Here is a 13,496-nt window from a genome sequence, read left to right as displayed (position 1 = left end):
CCTATCGGGCAGCGCGCCCGCCACAAAGGCCTGGTGGTTGCCCGGTCTCTCAGACTCCAGCGCAGCGAAACCAGCCGCTACTGCGGGCTCCCCGCCATAGCCCGGCGCCCCCGCGGGTGCCCGATATAGGTCGCCTCGCGCGGAATCGACACCAGCGTCAGATCGACCTGAGCAGTTCCGGTCCGCAGCACCACATGGTTGCCGATGGCTCCCGGCTGGTGGATCGACAGGTCCGGACGGGTCGCGGGCCAGCCCATCGGATCTCCGGTCACGTAGACGGTCGTGACGCCCGCGTGCGGTGCGGGTGCCAGCACACCGTCGACCACGGTCGCGGTGAACCCGGCATCGGATTGGTGCGTCTCCACCGCGATCTGCAGCCGTTCCGGATTCCCGATGGTGGTCACCAGGTTCTCCCAGGCATGCGCCCGATCGGTACGGATCAGGATGCGTTCGCCGACCGCCAACGCGCGGAACACCAACTGCTGAGCCAGATACAGCTCACCGGCCACGTACACGGTCGAGATACCGGTACCGACAATGCGAACCGCGACACCCTGACCCTCGTCGTCCGACCCGATCAGCTGACCGCACCCCGACGACGGCAAATGCAGTGCGCCGATCACATCGATCGGGTACTCGGTCACCGGGACGGCGGCATCCAGATCCGGAATGGCCAGCGGCAGATGCGCGAGCAGACCATCGCGCTGCCGCCCGTTCATCGAGATCAGACCCTTGAGTTTGGTGCGCTCCGGCAGCTCTCGTGTGGTCAGCCGCCAGGCCGCGCCGATGCTCACCGAATCGGCCGAATTGCCGGGACGCAGCCGCACCGCGACGGTGGTACCGCGCGACGGCGCGACCCACAGTTGCGAGAGCAGATCCGAACCGAGCCGCTTCGGGTCGACAGCGCTACCGATATTCACACTGTTGCCGACTTCGGCGTGGCGCCAGCGATGAGTCAGCGTGCGCGGATCGAAGCCCTGTGTGACCTGCAGGACCGCCTTGCGGATCTCGGGCGCGGTGAGGATGCGGGCGCTGCAGTCGGCGTCCTCCAGGGTGCGCATAATGCGTTGCGTCGCAATGGTTACCGCCCGGGAGGCACCCTCACTACCGCCACCACGCCGGGCAGCGGCCTCCGGACACGCGATCGCGTCGAAGCTGATGGCGAGCCACACATTCCGGTGCGCGGTCGCGGGCAGCGGACCGAGCAGCGATTCGTAGATCGAACCCGCGGGCGTACCGGAGCGGCTGCGGTGACCATGGCTGATGATGTCGATACCGGCGAGCAGAATGTCGTGCTGGTTCAGGCATTTCGCCAATTCCGGCAGCGGCAGCAGATGTGAGGCGTGCACCGTGGTGCGGGCGATCCGGGTCAGCCCGCCCTTGGGTGCCAGCACCTCGACGACCGTGACAACCCGGCTGCCTTCCCAGTACAGACCCAGCGAGCGGCCGTCCGAACCGCGGAAGTCGACGGTATCTCCGAGCTGGTAGTCGCCGCGGGTGACATAGCGCCACCAGGTCACGAGCCAATCCAGGATGGTGCGTTTGGCGAGCGGGATCAGGGGCAACAGTCCGACGACCACCGCGACGCCCAATGCCGGCCAGGCGGCGAGCCCGACCAACAGGGCGAGCAATCCGGCAACGAGCCCGATCACCTGCGCGATCAACAGATTCGGCAATGAGATGCGCCCGAGCAGCGGGCGTGGTCCCGCGCCGGCTTGTTCGGCCATCGTCGTCCCCCAAGTACCCGGTATCGGCCGTATCGCAGCGGCCGAGCTGAACAATAGTCCTCGGGAACTGTACTGTGTTCCGCGAACACGAGCATTGTTCGGGGAGGGAAACATGCCTTCAAAACCCACTACACGGTGGCAGGTGAGCGGTTACCGCTTCCTGGTCCGCCGGATGGAGCACGCACTGGTCCGCCGGGACGTGCGCATGCTGCACGATCCGATGCGCTCCCAGTCCCGCGCCTACGCGGCCGGGTTGATCATGGCCATCGTGGTGCTCGCCGGTTGTGGTGTGCTGGCACTGCTGCGTCCGCAGGACAAGATCGGCAGCAGCAAGATTCTGATCGGCAAGGAATCCGGCGCCGTCTACGTGGTGATCAACGATGTGGTGCATCCGACGCTGAACCTCGCGTCGGCCCGGTTGGCCGCGGGATCGCCGGAAAAGGCCGTCATCGTCAAGGAATCCGAGATCGGCAAGAAGGCACGCGGTCAGCTGATCGGCATTCCGGGCGCACCCTCTTCGCTACATTTCGACAAGGACGGCAAGGGCCGGATCTGGACCGTCTGCGACCAGCTGAAGGTGGACGGCAGCAAGGACCTCACCACCTCGGTGCTCGCCGGAAGTCTCTCGCTCGGCGAGAAGGCCTCGGTGCTGGGTAAGGACCGGGCGCTGCTGGTCCAGGGCAGGGATTCGGCGTATCTGGTCTACGACGGCAAGCGCGCACGCGTCAACCTCAAGGATCGCGCCGTCACCGACGCGTTGAAGATCACCGGTGCTGCCGCCCGGCCGATCGGCGAGGGCCTGCTCAATACGATTCCCGAAGTGCTGCCGATCATTCCGCCCACGATCGACAATCCGGGCGGGTCGGTGAGCTATTCGGTCGGCAACCACCGGATCGGCGACGTTGTGCATGTGCCCGCGCAGCCCAATACGGAATACGTTGTGCTGCAAGACGGTCTGCAGCCGATCTCACCGGTCACCGCCGAGATCATCCGCAACCGATACCGCTCGACGACCGGCAACGATGTCGTCGATCAGACCGACAAGACCTACGCGCCGGTGTCGAGCGCACTGCAGGTCGGCGCGTACCCACAGGCCGTGCCGTCCATCGTCGACTACAAGGACCAGCCGGTCAGCTGCCTGTCCTGGAAGCCACTTGCCGCTGCCGCGGACAATAAAGACGGCGGCAATCGCGCCGAACTTTCGGTGCTCACCGGTGTGGCACTGCCGATTCCGGATAGTGCCAAACTCGTACCGTTGGCCCAGGCCGACGGCTCCGGTGCCAATGCCGACTCGGTCTACATCCCGCCGGGCACCGGTGCCTTCGTCCAGACCACCGGCATCGAACCCGACAGCCGCCGCAAGGACAGCAAGTTCTACATCGCCGACACCGGTGTCCGCTACGGCATCAAGGACTCCGATGCCGAAAAGGCGCTCGGCATGGATTCGGATTCGGGCACCAAGGCCGAACCCGCACCGTGGCCGATCGTCGGCCTGCTCGCGGCAGGTCCGAGCCTGGCCCGTGCGGATGCCATGGTCGCCCACGACGGCGTCGCCGCGGATCCATCACCCTCGAAATCGCCTGTCGCCTCGGCGAATTGAGCTAGTGCTGCGCCATCGAGGCCGCGCGCAACTCGGCGACTTCGCTGCGTAGCGCGCGGATTTCGTCGATCAGCACCGTGATCTCGCCTTCGGTGCGGTCGGTGCTCACCTCGACGGCCTTCAGTTGCTCCATTACCCAGCTGGTCGTGGTACCGATGGCGAAGCTGATCAGGCCGATGCCGAGCGTCATCAGGATCAGCGCGATCAGGCGGCCGTGCACGGTCACCGGATACACATCGCCGTAGCCGACCGTGGTCACCGACACCATGGACCACCACAGCGCGTCGCCGAAATTGTGGATCTTGCTGTCGGGTGCGCCGTATTCGGCGTCGAAGAACGCCAGACTGCACAGCATCAGCGTGAGTGCCGAACTGGTGCCGACGAATATCGCGAGCCGAGCGCGCGTCACCCGGTTGCGGTTGAGCTGGTCGAGCACCAACAGCGCCGCCCGCAACAGCCGTACCGGACGGAACGGCGGCAACAGCACGATCAACAGCTCAAGCGGATGGGTGCGCACGAACCGCCAGCGATCGGTGGACAGCCAGGTCCGGATGCCGAAGTCCACGGCGAACACCGCCCAGATCATGATGTCGACCCGTTCGAGCCAGGCATCGAGTCGCGGTGACGCTCCGGTGTCCAGTACATGCCAGGCGTAGACGCAGATGAAGAGCACGGCGAGCACCAGCATCGGGATACCGGTCGCGCGCTCCCAGGTTTGTCTACGGCTCGGTCTGCTGTCGTCGGATGGTGCTGCGCTCGTCTGGACCATGGGAACTACCTGTATCGATCGGGTGCGACACCCTGTGTACCGCCGTTTGCCACGACGACGCTACATATCGTCCGAGCTGACCCCGAAGCGGCGGCGGATCGGAAACGAGGCGAGGTAGCCGAGCACCAAGGCGGTCCCGATGACTCCGGTGCCGATCAGCGCCACATTGCGGGCTCGATTGTCCGGCGGCGGAGCCGGTTTCGGCACCGCGAGCTGGGTGCTCTCGGCGGGGCTCGGCCGTTTGGGCGGCAGCGGCGCGCCGCCCACCTCATCGGTCAGCGCCGCGATCGGATCGACCGCGCCGTAGCCGATATACGGACTCCACCCCTCGGCGGGCGCGTGCGCGGTGGCCTGTATCCGCTCGACGACGTCCAACGCGCTCATATCCGGAAAGCGGGCTCGTACCAGCGCGACCACACCGGAAACCAGCGGCGTCGCGAAGCTCGTCCCACTCATCGCCTGTTGCTGCCCTTGCTGATTCACGGTGCCGGTAGCGGTGCCGGTTCCGCGCGGGTCGAGCGAAACCATATTCTCGCCCGGCGCGGCCACACTCACCCACGGTCCCGGCACGGTGAACTTCGACGGCGCGCCGTTCGAATCGATCGAGCCCACCGAGAGCACGTAGTCGTCCCAGCGCGCCGGGCTCACATTGACCTTGACATTGCTCCACGGATCGGCGGACGGACGGAGCGGGTCGATGATCTGCTGTTCGGTCTTGCAGGAGCCGTCCTGATTCCCGGCCGCCACGACCACGACCACGTTCCTCTCCAGCGTCGCGTATCGCACTGCCGCGCCGATGGATCCGTCGACGTCATTGGACGAGCCGCACCACACCTCGGAGATATTGATGACGCTCACGCCCGCATCGGCCGCACGCCGGATCGCCGAGGCCATGGTGGCCAGATTGCCGTAGCCCTCGGGCAGGTCGTCGGGATTGCGCTCCCTGGCCCGGCCTTCCTTCTGATACATCTTGCTGGTCTGGCGGATGGTCATGATGCGCGCTTCCGGCGCGACACCGGAGAACCCCTGGCCGTCGACCTTCGAAGCGGCGATCAGACCCGCGACAAAGGTGCCGTGCCCGTCGCAGTCCTCGGTGCCGTCACCGGAATTCGCGACGAAATCGCCGCCCGCGATCAGTCCTGGCAGCCGAGGGTGCCGGGCTACGCCGGTATCGATGACCGCGACGGTCTGGCCTTCGCCTTTGGAGAAGTGCCACGCACTTTCCAGATCGAGCGAACGCTGCGCGGTGGGAATCGTCGCGCCCTCACCGCCCGATACCGTGTTCGAGCAGTCGGAATTGGCTGGCCGCTCGGTCTTTTCGGGTGGTGCGGCCGGATCGCCAGCGGGCAGCAGACCCGGATTCACCGCGGGTGGATGATCCGCGGACGCGGCACCGGCCCCTAGACCCAGCGACGCGCTCAGGCCCAACGCCACGGCCGCCGCCGCGACGCGCACATGCCGGTTCACAGCCCGCGAACGAGCGAGTAGAGCGAGGCCACCCAGAACACCAGCGGCAGTACGGCGGCCACGAACGCGTACTCGAGCAATTCGACGCCGCGGCGCATCGGCGGTGTCGCGGACTGGTTCGGGATGATGATGCCGAGAATCAGCGCCGTGACCAGCACCACCATCGCCGCCCCGAAGACGGCCAGTGGCTGTTCCATGCCGATGGCGACGCCGACCATCATGATCAGCACGATCGCCGCGCCGCCCGCGATCAGCACCACGGCCTGTTCCGCACCCGCGTAGGTCCGGCTGCGGAACATCAGCACCACAGCGGTCACCAGTGCCAGCGCGATGCCCGGCCAGTACGGGTCGTCGGCACCGGGATCGGTGGCCGACAGCGCACCCGCCACCGAGAGCAGCGTGGTCGCCGAGACGAGTCCCGCCAGATACATGCGGGCCCGCTCCGACTTCACCCGCAGCACTTCCATGGTCGGCAGGGCGCGGTGATCGTCCGGATCGTCCTCGGTCGGATCGATCGGGGTGCCGGGGGAGGGCACCGGCGGCAGCGGCAGGCTGGCGAGCAACATCGAAACCCGTGGCGCGAGCGAAAGTCCCGCGAGTCCGAGCGCGGCGCCGACGGCGCCGATGGCCTTCTCCGGCTGCTCGGTCAGCACGCCGACCAGCGCGGCCGGTACCGCGTACACCGCGAGCGTGGCCGCGCCGATGAACAGCGCGAGGCCGACGCCGGTGACGCGCCATGCGAGAACCGCTGTCGCGCCGACCAATACCGAACCGAGCAGCAGATGCGCCCAGCCGTAATCGTTGGGCACATAAAGCATCCCGGCGGTGAACGCGGCCGGCAGCGCACAGCCGCCGAGCACCAGCGCGGTCGAGGTATCGCCGTACATCCGGCTGAGCACCATGCCCGCGACCACGAGCAGAATCGCCACGGTCAACGCGAGCGAACCGCTCACCCAGCCGGGCAGCGCGTCCTTGGACAGCAGCAGGCCGAGACAGCCGACGATCATGGTGAGTGCGGCGAGCACCGAACCGGTGATCCGCGCGACCTTCGGTGTCCAGCTGCGGTAGTGGTCGGCGTCGGCTATCGCGACGTTGTACATGATGTCGTCGAACAGCGGCGTCGGCGCGGTATGCGAGGCGCTCTCCAACATGAGCAGCTCGCCGTCGCGCACGCCGTGCTCACCGAGGCTCAGCGAATTGGAGAAGGGCGGGTGGCCGATTCGGGCCAGCACCCATTCGGCGGGCTCGAAGCGCTCGCCCTCATTGTCGAAATCGTTGGTGCGGCTGTGTTGAGCGACCATGTCGACGACACTCGGAATAACCAGCGCGACCGGCACATCGACCGGAATCGCCATATCCACCTGGGTGTGCTTCGCAAGAATCGTGACCCGGGCAAGGTCGGGTGCACGGACGATGCCGCGCGAGGATTCTTCGTCGATGTGGTCAAGTCGCGCGTGCGTCAAGCTTCCCCCAACTCGGTCTCTACCTCGTATTTCCGCGTCCCGTGCGCGAGGGGGCCGAGCTTGCGAACCCACCGTTCGGGCAGCAGAATGCTGGTCGAACTGTACGACATGTCAGCTGTGCCCTCTACACTGAGGCCGAAAAAGTGCAGCTTGCGAAGAGGGGGATCTCGTCCGATGAGTACCGTCCGGTTCCAGCGGCGTGCGCGTCGCGAGATGCCGCGCACGCCAGGTGGCGAGGTCACGCTCCAGCCGCCGCCCGAAATCCCAAGGGTGACACCGGGCAGCCTGGTATCGAAGCTGATGCCGGTCGTGATGGTGGTCGGCATGGTCGGCATGATGGCGCTGCTGTTCACCCAGGGCGGCAGCATCGCATCGAATCCGATGAGCATGATGTTCCCGATGATGATGGTCGTCTCCATGGTCGGCATGTTCGCCGGTCAGGGCAGCGGTAAGGGACAGAAGGCGGCCGAGGCGAACGAGGACCGCAAGGACTATCTGCGCTACCTCGACCAGGTCCGCAAGGACGTCGACCAGACCGCCACCCAGCAGCGTGCCTCGGTGGAATGGAGCCACCCCGAGCCCGCGTTGATCTGGATGTTGGCCGGTACCAGCCGAATGTGGGAACGCCGCGCCGGGGACAAGGATTTCTGCCACGCCCGCATCGGCATCGGCGGCCAGCGCCTTGCCACCCGTCTGGTCGCGCCGGAGACCGGTCCGGTCGAGGAATTGGAGCCGATCGCGGCGGTTTCGCTGCGCCGCTTCGTGCGCGCGCACTCCACGGTTCCGGATCTGCCGACCGCGATCGCGGTCAAGGGCTTCGCGACCATCGCACTCGACGGCGACCGCGCCGAGGCCCGCGATATGACCCGGGCAATGTTGTTGCAGCTGTGCATGTTCCAGGCGCCGGACCAGGTGCTCATCGCCGTCGTCTGCGGTCCGGACACCGCGCGCGAATGGGAGTGGACCAAGTGGCTGCCGCATACCCAGCATCCGGACGCGCAGGACGGTATCGGCACCCAGCGCATGTTCTACGGCTCGATCCGCGAGGCCACCGCGGGCCTGCATCCGTTGCTGGCCAACCGCGTTCGCTACTCCCGCAACCAGCCCGCCAACGCCAACCTGGTGCATATCGTCATCGTCGTCGACGGCGGCCTGCTGGAGGCCGAAGAGGACCAACTCCGCGAATCCGGCTACGAAGGCGTGACCATTATCGACTTGTGTGGCTACGCACCGCGTTTGGCGGTTTCGCGCGGCATCAAGATGGTCGTCGAGAACGGTGAATGCGTCGGTCGCGGTGCCACCGGCAACCAGGAACGTTTCGCGCTCATCGACCGGATCAGCCCGCAACAGGCCCAGCAGGTCGCGCGTCGACTCGCACCGTATCGTGCCGCGACCCAGCGCAGCAGCGATGTCGAACACGATGACGCCGAAGTGATCTCGACCTGGACCCAGCTGATGAAGCTCGGCGATATCGGCACATTCAATCCCGAACACGCCTGGCGCCCGCGCTACGGCCGCGAGCGGCTGCGCGTGCCCTTCGGTGTCGGCGCCGACGGCGCGCCCATCGAACTCGATATCAAGGAAGCCGCGGAAAGTGGCATGGGCCCGCACGGATTGTGCATCGGCGCAACCGGTTCCGGTAAATCGGAATTCCTGCGCACCCTGGTGCTCAGTCTGCTGGCCACGCATTCGCCGGATCAGCTGAACCTGGTGCTGGTCGACTTCAAGGGTGGTGCGACCTTCCTCGGTTTGGACGGCGTTCCGCACGTCGCGGCGGTCATCACCAACCTGGAAGAGGAAGCCGACCTCGTCGACCGTATGCGCGACGCCCTGGCCGGTGAAATGAACCGCCGCCAGGAAGTGCTGCGCCAAGCGGGCAACTTCGCCAACGTCTCCGAATACGAGAAGGCGCGCGCCGCCGGTGCCGACCTCGACCCGCTGCCCGCACTGTTCGTGGTGCTCGACGAGTTCTCCGAATTGCTCACCCAGCACCCGGATTTCGCCGAGCTTTTCGTGATGATCGGCCGACTCGGCCGCTCGCTGCACGTGCACCTGCTGCTCGCCTCGCAGCGCCTCGAAGAAGGCAAGCTGAAGGGTCTGGAGAGTCACCTCTCCTACCGCATCGGTCTGAAGACCTTCTCCGCCAACGAATCCCGCCAGGTCCTCGGTGTCCCCGACGCCTACAACCTGCCCGGCGTACCCGGCGGTGGTTACCTCAAATCCGACTCCGGTGAGATCCAGCGCTTCCAAGCGGCCTACGTCTCGGGCCCGTACGTCGGTGGCGGTTCACAGCGCGAGGTCACCCAGGCCGGTGTCGCGGGTGGCGAAATCGACATCAAGGCAAGACCGTTCACCGCGACCCACGTCGACTTCCGCGCCATCGACCGGGTTCCGCTGCCGTCCGAGCCGACGCACGATCCCGAACCGCAATCCGAAGACGGCGAACAGATCTCCAATCTCAATATGCTGGCCTCCCGCATCCGCGGCCACGGCCGCCCGGCCCACGAGATCTGGCTCCCGCCGCTGGACGAGGCCCCCACCCTCGACCAACTCATCCCGCGCAGTGTGCTCACCGGCGAATACTCCGCCGTCGCCACCCTGCGCGCGCCCATGGGCATCGTCGACCGCCCCTACGACCAGCGCCGCGACCCCTTCGTCGTGGACCTGTCGGGTTCGCGCGGCAATGTCGCGGTTGTCGGTGGCCCGCAGTCGGGTAAGTCGACGGCCCTGCGCACCATGATCATGGCTCTGTCGCTCACCCACACCGCCGAACAGGTGCAGTTCTACTGCCTCGACTTCGGTGGCGGCACCCTGGCCAGCCTCGAGGGCCTGCCGCACGTGGGTTCGGTGGCCAGCCGCCTCGATGAGGACAAGGTCCGCCGCACCATCGCCGAAATGACCACCATCGTCCGCCAGCGCGAGGCGCGGTTCCGCCAGCTCGGCATCGAATCGATGACCGAATTCCGCCGCCTGCGCGCCATGGACCCGGCCAGCAGTCCGGCCGCGGCCGGCGCGCACGAGGACCCCTTCGGCGATGTCTTCCTGGTGATCGACGGCTTCGGCTCCATCCGCCAGGACTTCGACCCGCTCGAACAGCCCATCATGAACCTCGCGGTCCAGGGCCTGTCCTACGGCGTCCACGTGGTCATCGCCCTCGCCCGCTGGGCCGAGGCCCGCCCCGCACTGAAAGACCAGATCGGCACCCGCATCGAACTCCGCCTCGGTGACCCCATGGACTCCGACCTCGGCCGCAAGTTCGCTTCGCTTGTGCCACAGGGCCGTCCGGGCCGCGGTATGACGCCCGAGTGCCTGCACATGCTGACCGGTCTGCCGCGCATCGATGGCAGCGCGGATCAGGACAACCTCGGCCAAGCCGTCGCCGATGCGGTGGCGACCATTGCCCGTCTGACCCCAGGCCGCCCGGCGCCCGCGGCCAGGATGCTGCCGGAAATGCTGTCGCGTGAGCAGTTGCTGCAGCTCGCGGGCAACTGGCCGTCGCAGGCCACCCCCGAAGCCAAATGCATGCGAATTCCGCTCGGCATCAACGAATCCGAGCTGGCACCGGTCTACCTCGACTTCAACGAGAGCCCGCACTTCATCGTCATCGGTGATACCGAAAGCGGTAAGACGACATTGCTGCGGTCGATCATCGAGGGCATCGCGGCCTCGAATACCCCGGATCAGGCGCGATTCATCCTCGGCGACTACCGACGGACCATGCTGGGACTCGTGCCCGACGGATACCTCGCCGGATACGGCTCCACCGCACCACAGTTCACCCAGAACATGGCCGACCTCGCCGCCTATGTCTCGCAGCGGACCCCGGGATCCGACGTCACGCCGCAGCAGTTGCGCGACCGCTCGTGGTGGCGTGGTCCGGAGCTGTACGTCATCGTCGACGATTACGACCTGGTCGCCTCCTCCAGCGGCAACCCGGTGTCGGCACTGGTCGATCACCTGCCGCATGCGCGTGACCTCGGCTTCCACGTGATCATCGCGCGCCGCTCCGGCGGTGCCAGCCGAGCCATGTATGAAGCGACGGTGGCGCGTATGAAGGATCTCGGTTCGGCCGCTTTGGTCATGAGCTGCAATAAAGACGAAGGCGTGCTCTTCGGTACCACTCGCCCCGGTATCAAACCGCCTGGTCGAGGCACCTACGTCACACGCAATAGTGAGGGCCTGATTCAGCTGGCCTGGATGCCACCGGCCGAGTGATGCCGAACGTCGATCTGGTGGTGACCGACACCCGCATATGGGCGCGCGGTCCGGCGACACATTGGGATGTGCCGCCCTCGGTGGTGCTCGGCAGCAACGGGGATCTCGTTGTCGGCGAACCACTTACGCCGCCGACGCAGGTCAGCTCCGCCGTTCAGTACGTCGCGGCGGATCGAATCGCCTTGCTGCCGCGCGTGCCGACCCTCGCCGAGGCGATGGCGTCGGTGGTCGCGACCGTGATGCGCAATCTCGGCGTCCCCATGCCGTGTGCGCAGATCACCGTCGTATGCCCGACCGAATGGGGTGGCCGTCGGCGAGCGGTATTCGCCGAGGCCGCCCGCCGCTTCGCCGCGGACGTGGTCTTCGAGGACATGGCAATTCGCGCAGTGGTCGCCGATGTCGGCACCGCCCGTAGTCGCCGCACGGTCGTCTTGGAATTCGGCCCGCTCGCGACCACCGTAGCCACCGTGGTGCGCAGCCATCAGGGCATCCACATCGAATCGTGTGAGCACGAACCGAATCTCGCGGTTGCCGATATCGAGCCGGAATCGAGTGCCTTCTACGATCTGTGCGAGCTCATCGATCGCGTGCTCGCTGGTCAGCCCGCAGATATCGTTCAGGCCGTCGGAATTTCCGACCCGGCGAAGCTGGACCTGATCCGGTCGGCGGTGCAACAGATCTGCACGCAGGCGATCGAGGTGCGTCCGATCGCCGGCGCGGATCTGGTCCGTGGACCACAGCAGGAACCGGAATACCACCCCGAAGTCGCGCCGCTGCCGAGCACCGAATGGATGCAGCCGCTGCGGCAGCGCGCCGCGGCCATGCAGCCACCCGGTCGAAATACCAAGGCCTATGCGATCGGCGGTATCGCCGGAGTGCTGGTGCTCGCCGCGGTCGCTGTCGGCGCCGTCTTCGCATTCAACGGCTCGGACGAAACGTCCGCGGTTGCGGCACCGAGCCCATCAGCGGCCATGGGCACGACTTCGCAGTCGCCGGTCACCCAACCATCGACCACTTCGAAGGCATCGTCGGAAACCGTTGGCCGCGTACGCTTTCAGATCCCGGCGGGGTGGCGTCTGACGCAGGCCGTCGACACCACCAAATCGCGAGTCGACCTCGTTCCATCGGATGGCACCCGTGCCCGTATCACCCTGATCCAGACCGTCGTCGCCCCGGGCACCGGATACGAACAAGTCGCCGCCGACCTCGAAACCCAGATGAAGCAACAGCCCAACGGCAAGCTGAGCGACCTGAAGCACGACGTGATCTTCGGTGGCAAGTCCGGTCTCGCCTATACCGAACACCCGGGCGACGGCTCAACTGTGAGCTGGCATGTGCTGGTAGAGCACGGACTTCAGGTCAGCACCGGATGCCAGTATCTCGGCGGCTGGAACTCGATCGCGCAGACCTGTGAACAGTTCGCGGAATCCATTCAGACCACACCGTAAACTAGGTCACACCGTAATCGCTCTTCCGCGTAAATAATTCGTGCCCCCGGCAACTGCCGGGGGCACGAATGGTTCCGAGTCGAATCTCAGAAGAGGCCAGCGAGCGCGGTGTCCGTGCCCTGGAGTTCGGAGTTGCCCTTGTCGACAAGCTGAGCGGCGCCCTGCAGGGTCGTGTTCAGCTGAACGACATGCTGGTTCCAGGTCGTCTGGTACTGGTCGAACGCTTCCTTCGCTTGACCACCCTGGGTGTCGAAGAACGCCTTGACCTTCTTCTCGAAGGCCTCGAGCTCGTTCCGGATGGTCTCGGCACGGTTGATGATCTGACGCGCGCCGTCAGCAACCCCGTCGAAATTGGCGGAGATGGGCTTGCCACTGCTCATTGTTCAGGCTCCTATGCTGCGTGGTTTGGAATTTAGACCGCAGGCAGGTCGAGGCTGGAAACCTGCGCCTGCACCTTGGAGGCAAAGTCGTCGGTCTGATCGGAGAACGAGTTGCTCATCTTCAGCAGCTTCTCGGAGGTCTCCATCAGCTGGTCGTTCATCTTGTCGGCCTGGAAGTAGTAGCGCTCCATGAAGGCGTTGAACGCGTCACGGGCGGCACCCTGCCAGTTGGCGCCGTTCGTGATGTTGTCTTCATCGGTCTTCAACTGCCGGATGGCGAGCATCAGGCTGTTGTGCTGCTCCTGGAACTCCTTCGCCTTCGCATTGATACCCTCGGTATCCGCAGCGAAATTCCCTGGTGAAGTCATCGCTCTGCTCCTGGTTCTGGTTCTGGTCAACGTCCCAAGTGCTAGTTGACCTCTTCATA

Annotated in this window: 9 protein-coding genes; 3 read left to right on the top strand and 6 right to left on the bottom strand. The window is 65.9% G+C overall.

The window, feature by feature from the left end:
- Positions 1 to 77: 77 nt before the first annotated feature.
- Positions 78 to 1,727 carry a type VII secretion protein EccE gene (eccE, locus tag AB0L58_RS27950; RefSeq protein ID WP_364390874.1) on the bottom strand — a complete coding sequence of 550 codons (1,650 nt, stop codon included), beginning with the start codon at positions 1,725 to 1,727 and terminating at the stop codon, positions 78 to 80.
- 112 nt (positions 1,728 to 1,839) lie between these two features.
- Between eccE and eccB the strand changes: the two genes are divergently transcribed.
- Positions 1,840 to 3,327: a type VII secretion protein EccB gene (gene eccB, locus AB0L58_RS27945; RefSeq protein WP_364390871.1), complete on the top strand. Its 1,488-nt coding sequence runs from the start codon at positions 1,840 to 1,842 to the stop codon at positions 3,325 to 3,327.
- A gap of 1 nt (position 3,328) precedes the next feature.
- On the opposite strand, the gene AB0L58_RS27940 is transcribed toward eccB, so the two are convergent.
- The 3 genes from AB0L58_RS27940 to eccD are packed head-to-tail and all read right to left on the bottom strand — an operon-like array spanning position 3,329 to position 7,026.
- Positions 3,329 to 4,096, bottom strand: coding sequence for an ion channel (locus AB0L58_RS27940; protein ID WP_364390868.1), 768 nt, complete (start codon positions 4,094 to 4,096; stop codon positions 3,329 to 3,331).
- Between the two features lie 60 nt (positions 4,097 to 4,156).
- Positions 4,157 to 5,563 carry a type VII secretion-associated serine protease mycosin gene (mycP, locus tag AB0L58_RS27935; RefSeq protein ID WP_364390866.1) on the bottom strand — a complete coding sequence of 469 codons (1,407 nt, stop codon included), beginning with the start codon at positions 5,561 to 5,563 and terminating at the stop codon, positions 4,157 to 4,159.
- Positions 5,560 to 7,026: a type VII secretion integral membrane protein EccD gene (eccD, locus tag AB0L58_RS27930; RefSeq protein WP_364390864.1), complete on the bottom strand. Its 1,467-nt coding sequence runs from the start codon at positions 7,024 to 7,026 to the stop codon at positions 5,560 to 5,562. Before eccD ends, mycP begins: the two co-directional genes overlap by 4 nt.
- A 174-nt stretch (positions 7,027 to 7,200) precedes the next feature.
- On the opposite strand from eccD, the gene eccCa reads away from it, so the two are divergent.
- Both eccCa and AB0L58_RS27920 read left to right on the top strand, forming a co-directional pair.
- The gene (gene eccCa, locus AB0L58_RS27925) at positions 7,201 to 11,241 is read left to right on the top strand and encodes a type VII secretion protein EccCa (protein ID WP_364390862.1); all 4,041 of its coding nucleotides are present in this window, start codon (positions 7,201 to 7,203) and stop codon (positions 11,239 to 11,241) included.
- Positions 11,241 to 12,689 (top strand): type VII secretion-associated protein, encoded by a 1,449-nt coding sequence (locus tag AB0L58_RS27920; protein WP_364390860.1) that lies wholly within the window; start codon positions 11,241 to 11,243, stop codon positions 12,687 to 12,689. Before eccCa ends, AB0L58_RS27920 begins: the two co-directional genes overlap by 1 nt.
- 86 nt (positions 12,690 to 12,775) lie before the next feature.
- Here the strand turns inward: AB0L58_RS27920 and AB0L58_RS27915 are convergent, their stop codons facing one another.
- Positions 12,776 to 13,069, bottom strand: a complete 294-nt coding sequence (locus AB0L58_RS27915; protein WP_364390858.1) for a WXG100 family type VII secretion target — start codon at positions 13,067 to 13,069, stop codon at positions 12,776 to 12,778.
- Between the two features lie 32 nt (positions 13,070 to 13,101).
- Positions 13,102 to 13,437: a WXG100 family type VII secretion target gene (locus AB0L58_RS27910; RefSeq protein ID WP_364390856.1), complete on the bottom strand. Its 336-nt coding sequence runs from the start codon at positions 13,435 to 13,437 to the stop codon at positions 13,102 to 13,104.
- Positions 13,438 to 13,496 lie beyond the last annotated feature (59 nt).

It is taken from the genome of Nocardia sp. NPDC052112 (assembly GCF_040680135.1).
Taxonomy (GTDB): Bacteria; Actinomycetota; Actinomycetes; order Mycobacteriales; family Mycobacteriaceae; genus Nocardia.
The sequence above is the reverse complement of the archived record's forward strand: the minus strand, read 5'-3'. Positions and strand labels throughout refer to the sequence as shown.

What these genes read in the sequence shown, in the direction of transcription:
- eccE (WP_364390874.1), bottom strand. Translation starts at nt 1,727, where the DNA reads ATGGCCGAACAAGCCGGCGCGGGACCACGCCCGCTGCTCGGGCGCATC.
- eccB (WP_364390871.1), top strand. Translation starts at nt 1,840, where the DNA reads ATGCCTTCAAAACCCACTACACGGTGGCAGGTGAGCGGTTACCGCTTC.
- AB0L58_RS27940 (WP_364390868.1), bottom strand. Translation starts at nt 4,096, where the DNA reads ATGGTCCAGACGAGCGCAGCACCATCCGACGACAGCAGACCGAGCCGT.
- eccCa (WP_364390862.1), top strand. Translation starts at nt 7,201, where the DNA reads ATGAGTACCGTCCGGTTCCAGCGGCGTGCGCGTCGCGAGATGCCGCGC.
- AB0L58_RS27920 (WP_364390860.1), top strand. Translation starts at nt 11,241, where the DNA reads ATGCCGAACGTCGATCTGGTGGTGACCGACACCCGCATATGGGCGCGC.
- AB0L58_RS27915 (WP_364390858.1), bottom strand. Translation starts at nt 13,069, where the DNA reads ATGAGCAGTGGCAAGCCCATCTCCGCCAATTTCGACGGGGTTGCTGAC.
- AB0L58_RS27910 (WP_364390856.1), bottom strand. Translation starts at nt 13,437, where the DNA reads ATGACTTCACCAGGGAATTTCGCTGCGGATACCGAGGGTATCAATGCG.